Annotated in this window: 20 protein-coding genes; 9 read left to right on the top strand and 11 right to left on the bottom strand. The window is 64.1% G+C overall.

Translation table 11 applies throughout. From position 1 onward, the window contains the following. Positions 1–3: 3 nt before the first annotated feature. The 3 genes from WDX12_RS29900 to folE form a co-directional block, all read right to left on the bottom strand. Entirely contained in the window at positions 4–969 is a 966-nt protein-coding gene (locus WDX12_RS29900) for a patatin family protein (protein WP_320295489.1), read from the bottom strand. A gap of 84 nt (positions 970–1,053) precedes the next feature. After that, positions 1,054–1,512, bottom strand: coding sequence for a phosphoribosyl-AMP cyclohydrolase (gene hisI / locus WDX12_RS29895; protein ID WP_434723016.1), 459 nt, complete (start codon positions 1,510–1,512; stop codon positions 1,054–1,056). A gap of 39 nt (positions 1,513–1,551) precedes the next feature. Beyond that, positions 1,552–2,184, bottom strand: a complete 633-nt coding sequence (folE, locus tag WDX12_RS29890; RefSeq protein ID WP_320295491.1) for a GTP cyclohydrolase I FolE — start codon at positions 2,182–2,184, stop codon at positions 1,552–1,554. 236 nt (positions 2,185–2,420) lie between these two features. Between folE and WDX12_RS29885 the strand changes: the two genes are divergently transcribed. Then, on the top strand, positions 2,421–2,867 hold the full coding sequence (locus WDX12_RS29885) for an iron-sulfur cluster assembly scaffold protein (protein WP_434723015.1): 447 nt from the start codon (positions 2,421–2,423) through the stop codon (positions 2,865–2,867). Positions 2,868–2,875: 8 nt separating this feature from the next. Here the strand turns inward: WDX12_RS29885 and WDX12_RS29880 are convergent, their stop codons facing one another. Next, positions 2,876–3,781, bottom strand: a complete 906-nt coding sequence (locus tag WDX12_RS29880) for a LysR substrate-binding domain-containing protein (protein WP_434723014.1) — start codon at positions 3,779–3,781, stop codon at positions 2,876–2,878. Between the two features lie 92 nt (positions 3,782–3,873). Here WDX12_RS29880 and WDX12_RS29875 point away from each other — a divergent pair, with 92 nt between their 5' ends. The 3 genes from WDX12_RS29875 (at position 3,874) to blaOXA (ending at position 5,430) form a co-directional block, all read left to right on the top strand. Then, a complete protein-coding gene (locus WDX12_RS29875) occupies positions 3,874–4,032 on the top strand; it encodes a hypothetical protein (protein WP_434723013.1) in 159 nt (52 codons plus the stop codon). A 68-nt stretch (positions 4,033–4,100) separates the two neighbouring features. After that, positions 4,101–4,475 carry a membrane protein insertion efficiency factor YidD gene (gene yidD / locus WDX12_RS29870; protein WP_434723012.1) on the top strand — a complete coding sequence of 125 codons (375 nt, stop codon included), beginning with the start codon at positions 4,101–4,103 and terminating at the stop codon, positions 4,473–4,475. 142 nt (positions 4,476–4,617) lie between these two features. Beyond that, complete coding sequence (gene blaOXA / locus WDX12_RS29865) at positions 4,618–5,430, top strand: class D beta-lactamase (RefSeq protein ID WP_434723011.1); 813 nt, start codon at positions 4,618–4,620, stop codon at positions 5,428–5,430. 6 nt (positions 5,431–5,436) lie between these two features. On the opposite strand, the gene WDX12_RS29860 is transcribed toward blaOXA, so the two are convergent. Beyond that, positions 5,437–6,339, bottom strand: coding sequence for an SAM-dependent methyltransferase (locus WDX12_RS29860; RefSeq protein ID WP_434723010.1), 903 nt, complete (start codon positions 6,337–6,339; stop codon positions 5,437–5,439). 173 nt (positions 6,340–6,512) lie between these two features. Here WDX12_RS29860 and thrS point away from each other — a divergent pair, with 173 nt between their 5' ends. Next, on the top strand, positions 6,513–8,486 hold the full coding sequence (thrS, locus tag WDX12_RS29855) for a threonine--tRNA ligase (RefSeq protein ID WP_434723009.1): 1,974 nt from the start codon (positions 6,513–6,515) through the stop codon (positions 8,484–8,486). 82 nt (positions 8,487–8,568) lie between these two features. Then, positions 8,569–9,510, top strand: a complete 942-nt coding sequence (locus tag WDX12_RS29850; protein WP_434723008.1) for a lysophospholipid acyltransferase family protein — start codon at positions 8,569–8,571, stop codon at positions 9,508–9,510. Positions 9,511–9,620: 110 nt separating this feature from the next. Here WDX12_RS29850 and WDX12_RS29845 read toward each other — a convergent pair whose 3' ends face one another. Further along, positions 9,621–10,586: a hypothetical protein gene (locus tag WDX12_RS29845; RefSeq protein ID WP_434723007.1), complete on the bottom strand. Its 966-nt coding sequence runs from the start codon at positions 10,584–10,586 to the stop codon at positions 9,621–9,623. A gap of 164 nt (positions 10,587–10,750) precedes the next feature. Between WDX12_RS29845 and WDX12_RS29840 the strand changes: the two genes are divergently transcribed. Next, positions 10,751–11,335, top strand: coding sequence for a nitroreductase family protein (locus WDX12_RS29840; protein WP_434723006.1), 585 nt, complete (start codon positions 10,751–10,753; stop codon positions 11,333–11,335). A gap of 36 nt (positions 11,336–11,371) precedes the next feature. On the opposite strand, the gene WDX12_RS29835 is transcribed toward WDX12_RS29840, so the two are convergent. After that, positions 11,372–12,109 carry a TetR/AcrR family transcriptional regulator gene (locus tag WDX12_RS29835; RefSeq protein WP_434723005.1) on the bottom strand — a complete coding sequence of 246 codons (738 nt, stop codon included), beginning with the start codon at positions 12,107–12,109 and terminating at the stop codon, positions 11,372–11,374. Between the two features lie 142 nt (positions 12,110–12,251). On the opposite strand from WDX12_RS29835, the gene WDX12_RS29830 reads away from it, so the two are divergent. Then, entirely contained in the window at positions 12,252–12,926 is a 675-nt protein-coding gene (locus WDX12_RS29830; protein ID WP_434723004.1) for a methyltransferase family protein, read from the top strand. Between the two features lie 3 nt (positions 12,927–12,929). On the opposite strand, the gene WDX12_RS29825 is transcribed toward WDX12_RS29830, so the two are convergent. Both WDX12_RS29825 and WDX12_RS29820 read right to left on the bottom strand, forming a co-directional pair. Then, positions 12,930–13,811 carry an HpcH/HpaI aldolase/citrate lyase family protein gene (locus WDX12_RS29825; RefSeq protein ID WP_434723003.1) on the bottom strand — a complete coding sequence of 294 codons (882 nt, stop codon included), beginning with the start codon at positions 13,809–13,811 and terminating at the stop codon, positions 12,930–12,932. Next, positions 13,811–14,263: a MaoC family dehydratase gene (locus WDX12_RS29820; protein WP_320295502.1), complete on the bottom strand. Its 453-nt coding sequence runs from the start codon at positions 14,261–14,263 to the stop codon at positions 13,811–13,813. Before WDX12_RS29820 ends, WDX12_RS29825 begins: the two co-directional genes overlap by 1 nt. Before the next feature lie 152 nt (positions 14,264–14,415). On the opposite strand from WDX12_RS29820, the gene WDX12_RS29815 reads away from it, so the two are divergent. Then, positions 14,416–15,537, top strand: a complete 1,122-nt coding sequence (locus WDX12_RS29815; RefSeq protein ID WP_434723002.1) for a DUF2336 domain-containing protein — start codon at positions 14,416–14,418, stop codon at positions 15,535–15,537. 16 nt (positions 15,538–15,553) lie between these two features. Here the strand turns inward: WDX12_RS29815 and WDX12_RS29810 are convergent, their stop codons facing one another. Together WDX12_RS29810 and WDX12_RS29805 are read right to left on the bottom strand one after the other, a co-directional pair. After that, entirely contained in the window at positions 15,554–15,991 is a 438-nt protein-coding gene (locus WDX12_RS29810) for a VOC family protein (RefSeq protein ID WP_434723001.1), read from the bottom strand. An 82-nt stretch (positions 15,992–16,073) separates the two neighbouring features. Then, complete coding sequence (locus WDX12_RS29805; RefSeq protein ID WP_320295505.1) at positions 16,074–18,170, bottom strand: FUSC family protein; 2,097 nt, start codon at positions 18,168–18,170, stop codon at positions 16,074–16,076. Positions 18,171–18,209 lie beyond the last annotated feature (39 nt).

The raw sequence follows: 18,209 nt of genomic DNA, 5'->3' as shown, positions 1-18,209 counted from the left end.
AATTCACATGAGCACGGACTGCAGCCGGGTCAGTTCGTTGATCTGCGACTTCGTCGCCTGGTAGCCCAGGCTGATCGCCTCGTCTGCCCGGTGGAATTCGGTGAGGCCGATATGGCTGAGCTTGGGCTGCAGCGACATATCCGGCGGATCGCCGGCGAGACGCGCGCGCGAAATCCGGTCCTGGATGATGTTGAAGGCCTCGACCATGACGCCGGTGATGCCAAGGCGTGTCTGGTGCGATTGGGGATTGACTTGGCCGGGACGCGGCGCGTCGTTTTCAACGAGGAGTTCCCCGGCGCTGTGCTTGATGACGGCGGCCCGACCGAACAGGTCGTAATGCAGGTTGACCGCCACGACGAGCGGCTGCTCATAAGCGCGGCAGACCGACACCGGCACTGGATTGACCAGGGCGCCGTCGACCAGCATGCGCCCGTTGCAGGCGACCGGCTCAAAGACGCCCGGCAGCGCATAGGAGGCGCGCATGGCGGTGACGAGCGAGCCGCTCGACAGCCAGATCTCATGGCCGGTGCGGATTTCGGAAGTGACGGCGACGAAGGGTTTCGACAGGTCCTCGAAGCGGGCGCCGTCGAGGTGCTCGCGCAGGCGCCGATCGAGCTTCATGCCGCCGAACAGGCCGCTGCCGCCCAGATTGAGATCGAGAAGGCCGAAGATGCGCCGCTTGGTCAGGCTTCTGGCGAACTCTTCCAACTCGTCGAGCTTGCCGGCAAGGTAGCAGCCGCCGACCAGGGCGCCGATCGACGTGCCGGCGATCATCGACACTTCGATGCCGGCCTCGTCGAGCGCGCGCAGCACGCCGATATGGGCCCAGCCGCGGGCGCATCCGCCGCCCAGCGCCAGCGAGATGCCTGTTTTCCTGCCAGGCTTCGGATCGGGCACGCCGCCGGACGATGCGGGGCCGTTGGCCTCCCGAACGTCAGGTCTGCTGCGCAATGACGCCCATTCGAGCATCACGATCTCCCGTGTCCCATATCCCTTGTACCACAAGGATGTTTGAGAATAATGAATATGAGTGGTTTGTGAATATTGAACGGTTCACAGAGGCTTCCGATACGTTTGGTCCGTATCGAACAGCGGCTTGCTGCCGTCGTCGGCAAGCGTCGCTCTGCCGTCGTTCAGCCCCACCGTCCGATAAAAGCAGGAACGTCTACCGGTGTGACAAGTTGCGTCGTGGCCCAACACTTTCACGCGCAACCATATCGCGTCCTGGTCACAATCCGTGCGCATCTCGACGATGTGCTGAAAATTGCCGGAGGTCTCGCCCTTCTTCCACAGCGCGTTGCGGGAGCGCGACCAGTAGTGGGCGATGCCGGTCTCCAGCGTAAGCGCCAGCGCCTCGGCATTCATATGCGCGACCATCAACAGCATGCCGTCGCCGGCATCGGTGACGACGACGGTGACGAGGCCCGCGGCATCGAAGCGCGGAGAAAGGACAGAACCTTCCTCCAGCGCCTTCTTGTCAGATGGGGCTTTCGGGAATTGCAGTGCCGACATCGCCGGTCCTTATGTGTTTGGGCCGGCGAGGGCCGGCAATCAGCCGCCGGCGCGCACCATGGTGACGAAGCGGATCTGCTCCTCCGGCGTGTCCTTGAAGACGCCGGTGAAGGTCGAGGTCAGCGTGGTCGAGCCCTGCTTGCGGATGCCGCGCATGGCCATGCACATATGCTCGGCCTCGAGCATGACGGCGACGCCGCGCGGGTTGAGCACGTCCTGGATGACGCCGGCGATCTGCGCTGTCATCGCTTCCTGCGTCTGCAGGCGATGCGCGAAGATGTCGACGACACGCGCGATCTTCGACAGGCCAACGACCTTGCCGTCCGGCAGATAGCCGACATGCGCCTTGCCGATGATCGGCACCATGTGGTGCTCGCAATGCGAATGGAACTTTATGTCCCTGACGATGACGAGGTCGTCATAGCCGGCGACCTCCTCGAAGGTGCGGCCAAGCTCGTCGGCCGGGCACATGTCGTAGCCGTTGAACATTTCGCGGAAGGCTTTGGTGACACGCTTCGGCGTATCGATCAGGCCTTCGCGTTCAGGATTGTCGCCGGTCCAGCGCAAAAGCGTGCGCACGGCAGCTTCGACCTCCGCCTCGGTCGGCCGGTCGGTGACTGGCTTTTCCAAGTATTCGGAGGGGGGCATGATTTTCTTGATGACGGCATCCATAAAGGCGTCTCCCGTAGTCCCACTCAAAGGTGGGACGAGTTGAACGGACCACGACCTTTTGGGTGAAAATCGCCCATTTCCATCCCGCAAGCGGCGTGAACATATGAGCAAAGACAGCGGCTTTTGATCGCCTTGTCGATGCCCGACTGCGACCATTATATATGGTTACAGCGGAGCGAAAGGAAGACGCGAGAGCGGCAAAGCCTGTTCGCTGGGCGGCGACGGATTGGAAAAATATGATCGACGACGTCTACAATGCGAAAATTCTCGGCTTTGCCGGAAACATAGGGCGGATCGGCCGGCTCGACGATGCCGACGCGACGGCCAGGGCGCATTCCAAATTGTGCGGATCGACGGTGACCGTCGACCTCAAGATGGACGGCGACGTGGTGACCGATTTCGCCCATGACGTGAAGGCCTGCGCGCTCGGCCAGGCCTCGTCGTCGATCATGGCCCAGCATGTGGTCGGCGCCCGCGCCGACGAACTGCGCGCCGTGCGCGAAACCATGCTGAAGATGCTCAAGGAGAACGGCGCGCCGCCGGAAGGCCGTTTCGCCGACCTCAAATATCTGGAGCCGGTGCGCGACTACAAGGCGCGCCACGCCTCGACCATGCTGACCTTCGACGCGGTGGTCGAGGCGATCGGCCAGATCGAGAAGAAGCGCGCCGGACAGGCGGCCTAAGGATAGGGCTAGGCAGCCCTTCTGGTCACGGCGAATTCGCTTCGTATCCAGTCGGCGAACGCCTTGGCGGGTTCCGGCAGATCCGCCAAGCTCCTCGCCACCAGCCAGTAGGCGCCGGAAGCGACATCGATATCGAACGGTTTGATCAAAGTGCCTGACGCGAGTTCCTCGCCGATCTGCAAGAGATCGCCAAGCGCCACGCCGTGGCCAAGCAGCGCGGCCTGCTTGGAAAGCGAGACGTCGGCCAGCATCGGGCCACGCGCGGGGACCGCGTCGGCGGGCACGCCGGCGGCCTGGAACCAGCGCGCCCAACCCTGGCGGTTTTCCTCATGCAGCAGCGTGTAATGGCGAAGGTCGATCGGCTTTTCCAGCGGAGGGCCAGCGGCCAGCAGCGCCGGGGACAGAACCGGAGAATCGACGGTCGAGGCCAGGCGCTCGGCCTCGCTGCGCGGCCATGAGGTGGCGTGCGCGCTGAAACGCAAGGCGAGCTCGGGCTGGTCGCTGCGGAACTCGATCGGACGCGGATCGACTTCGAGGGACACGTCGATGTCGGGTCGCAATTGGCGAAAGCGGTTAAGCCGCGGCACCAGCCAGACGGCTGCCAGCGATGGCTCGACGCTGACGCGGACCACCGATTGCGCCGGCGAGGCCGTCAGCTCGGAAAGCACGCGGTCGATGTCGTCGAAGCTTCTGACCAATCGGTCGAGCAGCCTTTGTCCCGCATCCGTCAGTTCGACGCGGCGGTGGAGGCGAACAAACAGCGGTTGGCGCAGGAAGGCTTCGAGCTCGCGGATCTGCCGGCTGATCGCGGCTTGCGAAACATAAAGCTCCTCGGCCGCGCGGCTGAAGCTCAAATGCCGGCCGGCCGTCTCAAAACTCCTGAGCGCCGTCAGCGGCAGCCGTCCTCGCTTCATTTCGCATAACCTCAAGTTATCCGAAGCGGAAATTATACTCGTTTGAGAAGGAAGGCCAGCGGCAGTCTAATCCGTTTCGAAGGAGACCTGCCATGAACGAGTTCCTGGCCATTTTCAGCGACGTGATACGGATAGCGACCTTCCAGTGGCACGGCGAAGTCGTGCGCGGTGGCCACCATAACTGTCGCGATCTTGCCTCTCACCATCGCCCATGGACCGGCAGCAATCCCATCCGGCGCTCGAGGCCTTGAGGGTGAAATCCATTGCGTTTCGGCGTCGGAGCCCACATCTATCGCGCAGTGAAACAGGCTGCGGAGCAATGGGCGACCATTCCGGGCATACACATGGCGTCCGGCCGGTGCAGCGCGGGCGCAACTGGCCGGGGCCATGGCGCAAGACGCCCGGGCGCGTGCTCGGCACATCGCTCGTGCGCCTCTATCAGCTGACGCTCTCAGGCTTCGTCGGCAACAGCTGCCGGCACCTGCCGACCTGCTCCGAATACGTGCATGAGGCGATCGCCCGCCATGGCTTGTGGGCCGGCGGCTGGATGGGGCTGTTCCGAATCTCACGCTGCGGGCCGTTCGGAACGCACGGCATCGACCGCGTGCCGGAGACACTTGCCCAGCGCTATGTCTGGTTCATGCCCTGGCGCTACTGGCGGATCGGCAAGAAGAGCGGCGAAGCCGAAGTCTGATAACCGAGCGACCATGATCGTCGAATTTTACGATCTGGTAGGGTTAACGCGAGGCTGCACAAACACTGCGAATTTGAGACAAAATCGAGACAAGTCGCCTCGCTAAGCCGCTGCCGTAATCTCATTCCGGAGTGACTTCGCCATGCGCCAGATGGACCGCTATCCCTTCATTTTTGCCATCGTCCTCTTCCTTTTGGCCTGGATGCTGGGTTTGCCGGTGCGGGCGCAATCGGCGCCGCTCGAAGATATCCACTGCACGCTGGTCCAGGACTCACAGAGCGGCGAGACGCTTTACCAGGACGGCGAATGCGACAAGCGCGTCAGCCCGGCCTCGACGTTCAAGGTGCCGCTCGCGCTGATCGGCTACGATGCCGGCATCCTGAGCGACCAGCACACGCCGAGCTGGGACTACAAGCCGGAGTTCAAGGCGGCGAAGCGCGACCAGAAGACCGTCGATCCGACTGTCTGGGAACGCGATTCCATCGTCTGGTACTCGCGCGAGGTCACGCGGCGTCTCGGGGCGGAGAAGTTCGCCTCCTACGTGTCGAAATTCGGCTATGGCAACAAGGACGTTTCGGGCGATGCCGGCAAGGACAACGGGCTGACGCAATCCTGGATCAATTCCTCGCTCGAGATATCGCCGGTCGAACAGACGGCTTTCCTGCGCCAACTGCTCGCCGGCAAGATGCCGGTGTCGGCGAAGGCGCATGAGATGACCAGGGCGATCCTGCCGATCTTCCCGGCAGGGGACTGGACCGTGCAAGGCAAGACCGGCAGCATCAGGCTCGGCCAGGACGGCAAGCACTCGCTCGGCTGGTTCGTCGGCTGGGCCGAGAAGAATGGCCGCCGCGTCGTCTTTGCCAGGCTGGTCGTCGACGCCAAGCGTACCGACAAGCCGAAGGGCCTGGCGACGCGGGCGGCGTTTCTGAAGGATCTGCCGCAACTGGTGAAGTAGTTGGTCTCAGGCGCTGCGGCGGGCGCGCAAGATGTGCCCGCCGGAATTGCTTCGGGCGGTAGCGGGAGACCTGGCAAAACGCGCGGCGATCTCGCCGCTCTCGAGATCCTCGATTTCGTCGAAGCCGAGCTCGGTGAGGGACTTCGCCAACTCAATGGGATCGAAGAAACTGATCCAGGGCTCGCCGATAGCCGCGACACGCGCCGCGTAAAAGGCAAGCGTTGCCCGAGCCGCCTCGTCGCGGTTCTCGGCCGGTTCGCTGTAGTCGAAGACCACTTCGGAGCCAGGGATGTGGGCGATATAGGCAAGCGTGGCAAAAATCGCGTCGCGCGTCAGATAGGGCACGACCCCCAGCCAGATGAAGAAGCCCGGTTCGGTCGGCTTCAAACCCGCCGCCGCCAATTCCCCTGCCAGACTCTGGCGTTCGAAATTGACCGGCACGAAGGTTACGCCGGCCGGCTCGGCAAGACCGGCCTCGGCGATACGTTGGCGCTTCCAGGCCTGTGTGGCCGGATGATCAACCTCGAACACCGCGATGTCCGGATACGGATTGCGCAGCGAAAAGGTGTCGAGGCCGGCACCGAGCACCACGACCTGGTGGATGCCGCTCCGCACCGCTGCCGCCAGCCAATCCTCAGCGAGGCGGGCGCGTGACGCCACGAACAGCCGCATGCGACGGTCATGTTCGTCTTCCCGCTGCAGCTCCTGCGCGCCGGGCGCAGCATCGCCCAGGATTGCGCTCGCATAAGGATCGCGAAACAGCTCTGCCTGCGGCGAGAACTGATGAAGAGCCCTCAGGCGCGCGACGCGCAGGGCGGTTCGGCTGGGGGATGCGTCTTCCATGCGGCTATACAAGCTGCGTCGCGCTTTGTTCACAAGCCTGCGCGACTGGCCTGCGACATCGCTCACGACATTTCCTGACGGCCGCTCTTTACCTGACGCGGCACTGCCTCTAAAACCGCGCCGCTGGCCATCATCCCCTTGATTGGCGCCTCCGGCTAAACCTCTGCATGCCGCAATGCATCCTGCGACCTGCATTTCACCACCCGCGCTCGTTTGCGGGACTGGATAGGAGAACCCTGATGCCGAATTCCGTTTCCCTGACATTTCCCGATGGTTCCGTCCGCGAATATGACGCGGCGCTGACCGGCGCGGGTCTTGCCGAATCGATCTCCAAGTCGCTGGCCAAGAAGGCCGTCGCCTACAGCCTCGACGGCACCGTTCGCGATCTTTCCGATCCGCTCGGCACGTCCGGCAAGGTCGAGATCATCACCCGCGAGGATCCGCGCGCGTTGGAGCTCATCCGCCACGATACGGCGCATGTGCTGGCAGAGGCCGTGCAGGAGCTGTGGCCTGGAACGCAGGTGACGATCGGGCCGGTGATCGAGAACGGGTTCTATTACGACTTCGCGCGCAACGAGCCGTTCACGCCGGACGATTTCCCGGTGATCGAGAAGAAGATGCGCGAGATCATCGCGCGCAACAAGCCGTTCACCAAGGAAGTCTGGTCGCGCGAGAAGGCGAAGAAGGTCTTTTCCGACAAGGGCGAGCGCTACAAGCTCGAGCTGATCGACGCCATTCCGGAAGACCAGGATCTCAAGATCTACGCGCAGGGCGACTGGTTCGATCTCTGCCGCGGTCCGCACATGGCCTCGACAGGGCAGATCGGCAATGCCTTCAAGTTGATGAAGGTGGCGGGCGCCTATTGGCGCGGCGATTCCAACAACCCGATGCTGACGCGCATCTATGGCACTGCCTTTGCCGACCAGGCGCAGCTCGATGCCTACCAGACGCTGCTGGAAGAGGCCGAGAAGCGCGACCACCGCAAGCTCGGCCGTGAGATGGATCTGTTCCATTTCCAGGAAGAAGGGCCGGGCGTTGTCTTCTGGCACGCCAAGGGCTGGAAGATGGTGCAGAACCTGATCAACTACATGCGCCGCCGCCTCGACGAGCATGGCTATCAGGAAGTCAACGCGCCGCAGGTGCTGGACAAGAGCCTGTGGGAGACGTCGGGCCACTGGGGCTGGTATCGCGATGCGATGTTCAAGGTCACCGTTGCCGGCGACGATACCGATGACGACCGCGTCTTCGCGCTGAAGCCGATGAACTGTCCCGGCCATGTGCAGATCTTCAAGCATGGGTTGAAGTCTTACCGCGAACTGCCCGTCAAGCTTGCGGAGTTCGGCAATGTGCATCGCTACGAGCCGTCCGGCGCGCTGCACGGGCTGATGCGCGTGCGCGGCTTCACGCAGGACGACGCGCATATCTTCTGCACCGAGGAGCAGCTCGCGGCCGAATGCCTGCGCATCAACGACCTGATCCTGTCGACCTATGCCGATTTCGGCTTCGACGAGGTCAGCGTGAAGCTGTCGACGCGCCCGGACAAGCGCGTCGGCACCGACGAGGCCTGGGACCATGCCGAAGCGATCATGAGCAACGTGCTGGAGACGATACGCACGCGCTCCGGCAACCGCATCAAGACCTCGATCAATCCGGGCGAGGGCGCCTTTTACGGGCCGAAATTCGAATATGTGCTGAAGGACGCCATCGGCCGCGAATGGCAATGCGGCACCACGCAGGTCGACTTCAACCTGCCAGAACGTTTCGGCGCCTTCTATATCGGCTCGGATTCGGAGAAGAAGCAGCCGGTGATGGTGCATCGCGCGGTGTGCGGCTCGATGGAGCGGTTCCTCGGCATCCTGATCGAGAACTATTCCGGCCATTTCCCGCTGTGGTTCGCGCCGCTGCAGGTGGTGGTGGCGACGATCACCTCGGATGCGGACGAATACGCCATCAAGGTCGTCGAGCGGCTGAAGGCCGCGGGGCTGCTGGCCGAGACCGATCTGCGCAACGAGAAGATCAATTACAAGGTGCGCGAGCATTCCCTGGCCAAGGTGCCGGTCATCCTCGTCTGCGGCAAGCGCGAAGCCGAAGAGGAAACCGTCAATATCCGCCGGCTGGGCTCCCGCGACCAGGAATCGCTGAAGCTCGACGATGCGGTGAAGCAGCTTTGCGATGAAGCGGTTTCGCCCGACCGCAAGCGCCGCGCCGCCTGACATAGCGGCACTTTCTGAATGGCGGTGGCGTGTCCACCGCCATTTTCACACGCCTGTCACGCCTGCCTTGTAACCAACCGCCATGCTCAAATTGAAACTGCGGGAAAGACGTTTCCCCGAGCTGTCCTACGCCAACCCGCATCAGCCGGTGCTGACGCGCTGGTTCATCCATTCCGTCGAGGGCCTGTCGGGCCGCGACCGCTTCGCCGTGCTTTACGATTTCTGGCGCCGCCACGTGGTGCCGACCGGCGACCGCGTGTTCAGCCGCATGCTGGAATTGATCGACGTCAAGGTCCGCAACGCCGTGCAATGGCCGCCGGCGGAGTTGCCGGACACGCCGCTGGTCATCGTCGCGAACCATCCCTTCGGCATCGGCGACGGTATTGCGGTGCTGTCGCTTGTCGAGCAGCTCGGTCGGCCGTTCCGGGTCATGATCCACAAGGATCTGCTCCGGATCCGCGAGATGGAGCCCTATTCGCTGCCGATCGACTTTTCCGAAACTAAAGAGGCGCTGAAGAACAATATGGCGGTGCGCCATGAAGCGGTGCGGCTGTTGAAGGAAGGCGTCACCATCGTGATCTTTCCCGCTGGCGGTGTCGCCACGGCGCCCAAGGTCTTTGGCCGCGCCATCGACCTGCCATGGAAGATGTTTCCGGCCAAGCTGGTTCAGGAGGCCAAGGCCTCTGTCATCCCGATGCACTTTTCCGGCCAGAACGGGCGTCTGTTCCACCTCGTCAGCGGTCCGATGAACATGGCCGAGCGCGACAACCGCGTGGCCAAGTTCATCGGCAAGGCATCGTTGACGCTGCGTCTTTCCCTGCTCATCCGCGAGTTCGCACGCCTGTCAGGCAGGACAATCGAGGTGCGGATAGGCGACGTGCTGAGATGGAGCGACCTCGAACAGCTGCGCGAGCGCAAAGCGCTGCTCGACCGACTCTACCGCGCGGTCTTCGACCTGGCGATCCCGGCCGCACCGCGTGGCCGCGTGCCGTTCCTGCCCAAGCGGATGCGCAAGGCGGCCTGACTAACGAGATTAGAGCAATTCCAGGAAAAGAGTGGGCGGTTTTCCGTCTGGAATTGCGTAAAAACAAAGAGATAGAGCGGTTCGCCGTTTCCGTGAAACGGTGAAACGCTCTAATCGGCGCCTTCGTTGGGATCGATGGCGGCCGATTCGTTGGCCACAACCTCGATTTCCTGGTTCTGGCCGGCGACGACCGTGAAGTCCTTCTGGTAGATGCGGTCGCGGTTCTTGGCGATGATGGTGTACTGGCCCTCGGCCAGCACCATCGAGGCGAAGGCGCCGACCGCTTCCTTGATCGGATCGCCGCTTTCGTTGAGCAGCGACCAGGACGTGTCGGCGATGGCTTCGCCGCCGGGCTCGCGCACCAGCTTCATCGTCAGCTCGGCGGCACGGTGCTCGACGGTCGCCTCGGTCAGCTTGCCGGCCTCGACACGGATGTCCGAGCGGATGACGGCGTTGACCGCGCCGTAGGTGGACACGACATGGTAGGTGCCGGCATTCAGCCGCACCACGGTGTTCGGCGCGACGTCAGGGGCGATCAGCGCGCGGTCGCCATTGGCCGCGGCCTCGCCTTCATAGATCGAGAAGCGCAATTTCTTCGACTGGATCGGGGCGCCGCCGGACGTCACCGCGTCGAGCTTCAGGCCGCCGGCATCGAGCACAAGGCTTTCGCGCTTGGCTTCCTTGCCGACGGTGATGCGCTTGGTGGCGCCGGCGCGCCCATAGGAGGCATGGACGAGATAGCTGCCGGGGGCGAGCTGGAAAACAGCCGTGCCGCCATGGGCGGACGCCACCATCGGCAGTTTGCCGTCGCCGGTCGGTTCCGGCTTGAAGACGCGCCAGACGATGCCGCGGGAGATGTCCGCGCCCTTGTCGGTCAGCTGGGCCGACAGGGTGACGGCGCCGCCACTGCCAAGCGACAGCGGTCCTTCCGCCTTCGGCGTCGCGTAGCTCGAAATGCCTGGAAGCTTGAGGTCGCCGACATCGTTGGCGTTCTGGGCCAACGCGAAGGAAACCGGCACCGCGAACAACGCAGCGACGAGTGCGATCACGAAAAGGCGCAGAGTCCCCTCAAACATGCCTTGCGTTGAAGCCCAAGGCGGTGGCAATTTCAAGGCCTAGGAGCGCGCTGCTTTCCTTCGGCTGCTTCTTATCCGGCGCAAAACGCCACCGCCCGAGCCGCCCGACCTCCCGATGGCGTGCTTCAGCTCAAAATCGAATGCCTTCCAGGAGACTTGCGCCCATGGCGTCGCCGATCATCGATTTCCTGCTCACCCGCAATTCCGCGCCGATCCCCGACCTCAAGGAACCGGCGCCGAGCGACGCCGAGATCGCGACGATGATCGCGGCGGCCTCGCGCGTTCCCGACCACGGCAGGCTGGAGCCCTGGCGCTTCATCCTCTATCGCGGCGAGGCGCGCATCGAGATCGGCAGGAAGCTGGCCGCACTTGCCGAGCAGCGCGAGGGGCCGTTGCCGGAAGGCCGGCGCAACCAGGAGCTGGCGCGCTTCTCGCGCGCGCCGCTGGTAATCGGCGTCGTGTCGGTGCCGAAGGAAAATCCGAAGATCCCGCAATGGGAGATGTTCCTGTCGGGCGGCATGGCGGCGATGAACCTGATGATCGCGGCCAACGCGCTCGGCTATGGCACCAACATGATCAGCAACTGGTACTCCGACGTCGCCGAGGGCAGGGCGATCCTCGGGCTGTCGCCGCAGGAGCGCGTCGTCGGCTTCGTCCATATCGGCTCGTACCAGGGGCCGGCGCCGGAGCGGCCGCGGCCCGATCCGGCAAAGCTCTATGCAGACTATGCCGGCCCCTGGGCCGGGTAGCGCGATCTACGGACGCTGCAAAGAAGCGCGGCCTGGCTAACGATTCTTCGAAGGCCGTGCATCCGTGCCGACGGAAGGATTAGCGCGACGCGCCGTCATGACGGCACGGACATAGCCAGGCTCGCCGATCCGGATGCTGCCGTCGGGAAGCCCCAGAATGCGGTCGAGCGCGATCTCGTAGAGCCTGACGCGCCTTTCCAGGGTTTCGATCGCAATGTCCATATCGGCATCGCTGCCGCCGGCGAATGCCTTGGCGATCACATCGTGCGTGGCCATGCCGAATTGCATGACGATGTCGGCGACGCCTTCCGGATCGAAGGTGCGGAACGTCCCGTCCTCGACACCCTGCCTGATGATTTCGACCAGCAAGGGCGAAAAGGCCGCGCTGGCCGCCAGGTTGATGCGGTGAAACAGCACCAGGTTTTCGGGCCGGAACATTGTCTCGAACAGCGCCCAGGCTTCCGCCGCGGTCTCGACCTTGGCCTGCCGTGACTTCGCGAGCAAGGCATTGAGGCGTCCAAGCGGATCGAGCGCCGGATCGCGGAGCACATCCTGAACGCCGGCGAGCGCTTGCCTTGCGAAACGCTCGGCGAGCGCCTCCAGCAGGGCCTCCTTGGAGGCGAAGTAGTGATAGAAGGCGCCCTTCGAGATGCCGGCGGCGGCGATGACGTCGTTGAGGCTCGCTCTGTCGTAGCCATGTGTCAGGAACAGTGCCTGGGCATGGTCCAGCAGCTCTTCTCGCCTAAGCTCCGGGTGCTTGATGATACGTGGCATGACGAAACCTTGTGCACGCGGCGGCCGTTTTCGTCCAGATGCCCGGCGCCGATTGCACTTGAGAGTAGACCGTCGGTCGGTATAATAGACCACTGGTCGGATTCGACCAATAGCGGCGGGGGCACGTCACGGAAGGTTGGTCATGATCTCGAGGTTGGTTTTCCAGACATTCATATGGTTCGGCGTCATGGGCGTGCTGCTGTTCCTGTCGGCCGGCACCCTGCACTGGATCGGCGCCTGGGTGTACATGGTCGTGATGGTCGGGCTGAGTCTTACCATGGGGGTGGCACTGGCCCGGCGCGATCCAGGCCTGATGAATGAACGCCTCCGTCCCCCGATCCAGAAGACCCAGACAGGGGCCGACAAGATCCTGCTGAGCATATTGCTGCTCGGCATCTTCGCCTGGCTGGCCCTGATGGGATTCGATGCCCGTTTCGGCTGGTCGGCAGCTCCCGTCTGGGTGCAGGCGATCGGCATGCTGATCCTGCTCGTCGGCATCTGGATCTGCTATCTCACAATGCTGGAAAACAGCTTCGCGGCGCCTGTCGTGAAGATCCAGGACGAGCGCGGGCAGAAGGTGATCACCACCGGGCCGTACGCCTATGTCCGCCACCCTATGTATGCGGGCGCCATACTCTATTTCGCCGGCACGGCGCTGCTTCTCGGCTCCTGGTGGGGGCTGGCATCGGTGCTCGTCTTCATCGTCCTGCTCGCCATCCGCACCTTCATCGAGGAAAAGACCTTGCGGACCGGCCTGCGGGGCTATGACGATTACGCCGCGCGCGTTCGCTACAAACTGATCCCGATGGTCTGGTAGCGGTCAGGCGGATACGCCTGCGGCCCTGGCGCGCGCGAGCAGCCGTTCGGCCAGCCGCAGATGCGGCCGGTCGTACATCTTGCCGCCGATGCCGACGACGCCCGGGTTTCCCGCCGCCGCGAAGGCGTCGACGATCGCCTGCGATAGCCCGACCGCTTCAGCGGACGGCGTGAAGGCGGCGTTGATGACCGGCACCTGCGCCGGATGGATCGCCATCTTGCCCGTGAAGCCGTCGCGCTCGGCCTCGCGGCATTCCTTCTCGAAGGCGGCCATGTCGCGGAAATCGGGAAAGACGGTGTCGATGGCAGCGACTTCCGCAGCGCTTGCCGCCAGGATGGTCATGGCGCGCGCCAGGCGAAACACGTCGGTGTAGCAGCCGCTCTCGTCGCGGGTCGTGCGCGCGCCGATCGCGGCCGACAAGTCCTCGGCGCCCCAGGTCACGCCGGCGAGCCGCGCGCTCGTTCCGGCATAGCTGGCCGCTGCCAGCACGCCCGTCGCGGTTTCGGTGATGATCGGCAGGATTTTGATGCCGCCGTCCGGCAGCCCGCTTTCGGCTTCATGCACCCGAAGCTTCACCGCCAGTTGCTGGACGTCCTGCCCGCTGTTCGACTTCGGCAGCATGATGCCGTCGGGCTTCGCAGGGACGAGCGCCGCGAGGTCGGCGTCGGTAAAGCCGGTGGACAGGTCGTTGACCCGGACGTAGATGGCGGAGCTCGTCTGCTGCTTTTGGCTGGAGATGAAGCGCGCCGCAACGTCGCGTGCCGCACTCTTGTTGGCGGCGGCAACGGAATCCTCGAGATCGACGATGACCACGTCGGCGCCGGCGCCAAACCCTTTTTCCAGCTTCCGCTCGGAATCGCCGGGCACGAACAGCAGCGAGCGCATCAGGCCGCCTTTTTCAGCATCATCGCCTGCCTTGTGCATCTGGCGACGAGAACATCATTCTGATTGTAGGCGCGGTGCTCGAACTCGACGATGCCGCGATCAGGCTTCGACTTGGATTCGCGCAACGAGACGACCGTGGTCTCCACCCGGATGGTGTCGCCGTGGAAGACGGGGTGTGGGAACACCGTTTCCTTCATGCCGAGATTGGCGACAGTGGTGCCGACGGTTATGTCGTTCACCGAAATGCCGATCATCAGGCCGAGCGTGAACAGCGAATTCACCAGCGGCTTGCCCCATTCGGTTTTCGCGGCGAAGTCGAAATCGATGTGCAGAGGCTGCGGATTCAGCGTCATCACCGAAAACAGCATGTTGTCGCTCTCGGTCACCGTCTTGCGCAGCGTGTGGCGAAAGACATGGCCGACGACAAACTCTTCCAGATAAAGCCCGGCCATGGTTCGATCTCCTCCAATGCCCGTGCTTGATAGGCGTTGGCCGCGCTGCCATCAAGCCGGTTAAGAAACATGGTGAACCGTTCGTAAACCATTTCCGGCCTACCGTTCACAACGGGGCCGGAAATATTCCGGCGAGGGCGTAGCTGGTCGGTATGGTTGTTTCGCACTTTCTAAAGTGGATTGATACGGCAAGGGTTTCCGAGCGGGCCGCCGCCGCGAGCGCGCTGGCGCGCGCCTATGTCAATTCCGATCTGCCGTTCGAGGACCGCTGCGCCGCCGAGGCGGCCCTCACGCTGCTTCTGGACGACGCTTCCTCCAAGGTTCGCCAGGCGCTTGCCGAGGCGCTGTCGATGAGCCATCACGCGCCGCCGCAGGTGATCAGCGCCCTGGCTGCCGACCAGCCGGAAGTGGCGGCGCTGGTGCTGGCGCGTTCGCCGCTGCTTACCGATGCCGATCTGGTCGAACGCGTCGCCTGTGGCCAGAAGGCGACGCAAAAGCTGATCGCCAACCGTCCGGTCGTCTCGATGTCGCTGGCGGCGGCGATCGCCGAGATCGGGGAGCCGGAAGCCTGTGCCGCGCTGGTCGGCAACAGCGGCGCCGAGATCGCTTCGCTGAGTTTCCGCCGCATGGCCGAGCGCCACGGCCAACTGCCGCTGGTGCGCGAGGCGCTGATTGCCGATCAGCGCCTGCCCGCCGATTGCCGGCACATGCTTTTGGTCAAGCTCGGCGAGACCCTGAAAGGTTCGCCGCTGGTGCTGGCGATGATGGGGGCGGCGCGCGCCGATCGCGTGATGCGCGACGCCTGCGTGAAAGCCTCGGTCACGCTGATCGAGGGGACGCGCATGGAAGAGCATGCCGCGCTGATCGAGCATCTGAGACTGCGCGGCGACCTCACGGCAAGTTTCATCATCCGCACCATCGCGCATGGCAAGGTGGACTTCTTCGGCTCGACGCTGGTGGCTTTGGCCCAGCAGTCCGAGCAGCGGGTGACGGCGCTTCTCGCCGGCGGGCATGACGTTGCGCTGCAGGCGCTGTTCCGCAGCGCCGGACTTGCGCCGGCGACGCATGGCATAATCCTGCGCGCGCTGAAAGTATGGCGCGAGGTCGCCAACGGCCGGCGTGTCGCCGGCGTGCAGGAAGTGAGCTGGCTGATGCTGAAGGAACTCGGAGGCCAATCGGCCGAGGGCGATCTTGCCGGGCTGGTTAAGTCGATCCACCTCGACGCCCTGCGGGAAAATGCGCGCGGGCATGCATTGGCCATCGCAGCGGCCTAAAGCGCATGTTCAAGGCTCATCCGAGCTCCTGGGCGAGGCCGATGAGAAGCCCTTCAGGCCCGCGGATGTAGCAGAGCCGATACACGTCCTGATACCGGACCACTTCGCCGACGAGCTCGGCGCCGCGCTTGCGAAGCCTCTCAAGCGTCTCGTCGATATCGTCCACGGCGAACATGACGCGGAGATAGCCCAGGGCGTTCACCGGCGCGTTGCGGTGATCGGCGACGACAGGCGGCTTGATGAAGCGGGACAGCTCGAGCCGGCTGTGACCGTCCGGCGTGCGCATCATCGCAATCTCGACGTGCTGATCGCCGAGGCCGGTGACACGTCCGGCCCATTCTCCCTGGATCATGGCGCGCCCCTCGAACTCGAGGCCGAGCTCGCGAAAGAAATCAATCGTCGCGTCGAGGTCCTCGACGACGATTCCTATGTTGTCCATCCGTTTGAGCGCCATGTGTCACCCTATAAAGTGTCGACCAGTTATCAAGGAACCATTCCGAAACGGTCCGACCTGAAACGCGATACGCCCGAATGGTTCAAGCGCGACCCTTCGCAAAGAAATCCGGGTAATCCTCCATCGCCGCGGCGATGATGCGCAGCGAGGCGGCGATCTGCAGCATGTCGAGCCGGTCGCTGCGCTGGGCGATGCTGGCCGCATATTGCCTCGCCACCGCGACGGTCGCGGTCTGTGGCTCACCCGGCCGCCTGAACAGCAATTCGCGCGCCAGGCCGCGCAGGAAGTTGCCGATGGACTCGACTGTTTCGTGCGGGACGGTGGAGTTCAGTTGCGCGTGGCGCAGCCGCAGCACCTCCAGCCCGACGGTGACGGCGGCGATGCTTCCGCCAAGAATGGGATCGCCCTTGCGGCCGGTCTGCTGCACCTGCGGCATCAACTGGTTGATCCGGTCATAGGCGAGGCTTTCGAAGGCCGAGCGCCGGGGAATGCGCTCATGCAGGCAAAGCCGCGCCAGATCCTCGCGCATCGCCTGCGAGATGCGCTCCACGGTGCCCCAGGGATCGGCGGGCAGCACGACGATGAAGACGCCGATGGCAATCAGGATGCCGACCAGGATCGAGGCCGAGCCGGCGAAGAACGGCCCGGGATCGTAGATCATCTGCTGATGCGGGCTGAGGAAGGCGAGGAAGTTGATGGCGAAAGCGGTGGCGACGCCGACATGGCGGGGATTGGCCATGCCGAGCGCCGCGGGCACCATGATCGGCACGACGAAGAGCGTGAACCAGCCGAAGCCGGGCAGCGCCGGCAGCGCGACCTGGCCGACCAGGAAGGCAAAAGGCAGCGCGATCAGCGTTCCGGTGAAGAAGCCCAAGGCGGATTGCACGGGATCAGGGCGCGCCGCGAACAGGCTGGAGACGACGGCGACGAGGATGACGGTGCCGGCCGCTTCCGACCATTTGGTCGTCAGCCAGAAGATCGCCACGAGCAAGGTCGCGAGCGCCGCGCGCACGGCGTTGCGCCATGCGGCCTGATAGTCGCGGTGGACGACCAGCGCCGGCTGGGCTCGCTCGCTCGACTTCCGCGAGACAGGCGAGCGAAGCGCGTCAAGGCCGCGCATCACCTGCTTCAGCGCCTCGGCGAAATCGCCGGCAATGGTCAGGCGGGTGATGGTGCCGACCTTGTCTTCGCCACTATCGTCGGGGCCGCTATCGTTCGGGCCGGTATCCTTGGGCAGGTCGGGCATCTCCCTGGCCTTGCCCGCGATCGCGTCAAGCCGGGCCACCCAGGGGGCCGTGTCGTCGAGCGCGCCGGGCGTCGCCGCCAGCTCGCCGACGAAGGCTTTCAATTCGCTGCGCATGGGAATGAGCGCCGCGTTCTTCGGCCTGCGGTGGCTGTGCAGCGCGCGCGCCGCCGAAAGCGCCCATAGAAGCTGACCGATCGTGCGCCGCACCGGGTGTGCGCGCGTGGCGAAGCTCGGCGCCTCCAGGCGCGCGTAGGTGCGCATTTCGGCGAGCGTCTGAGCATCGGTGATCAGCTTGCGCTGAAGCGCGGCGAGGCTTGCCGGATCGCCGCCGGAAAAGGCGCCGCCGGCATATTCGGCGAGATCGAGGATGCTGCGCTTCAACCTGGAAATGATGGCGTCGGCCGCGAGCTTCGGCAGGATCAGCCGGCTGGTGACGCCGGCGCAGACGATGCCGAGCACGATTTCCGCGCAGCGCGCGATCGCAAGGTCGACGACGATATGCGGCTGTCCGAGCGCCGGCAGGCTGATGATCATCGCCGTGTAGCCGGCAAGCGCCGCGCCATAGGCCTCCGGGTTGCGCAGCAGCGAGGATACAAGCGTGCAGATGCCGATCCAGAGCGCCAGGATAGTGACCAGCACCCAGGGATTGGCGCCGGACAGGAATGTGATGCCGACCGCGGCCAAGCCGCCGGCCAGAGTGCCGAGCAGCCGGTAGAAGCCCTTTGCCAGCACCATGCCGGCGACTGGTTGCGCGACGATGAACACCGTCATCATCGCCCATTGCGGATGGTCGAGCTTCAGCGCGTAGGCGACAAGCAGCGCGATCAGTCCGGCCGAAACCGTGCGCAGGGCAAAAATCCAGTCCGAACGGGTCGGCTGCGTCAGGCCGCTCAGCGGCGTCTCGACAAGCTCTTTCAACCGCGTCCAGGTCACATCGGTTCTCCGTGCCGGAGACTGTTATGGACCAGCAGG

Origin of the sequence: Mesorhizobium sp. RIZ17 (genome assembly GCF_051127865.1) — a bacterium.
Lineage (GTDB): Bacteria > Pseudomonadota > Alphaproteobacteria > Rhizobiales > Rhizobiaceae > Mesorhizobium > Mesorhizobium humile.
The sequence above is the reverse complement of the archived record's forward strand: the minus strand, read 5'-3'. Positions and strand labels throughout refer to the sequence as shown.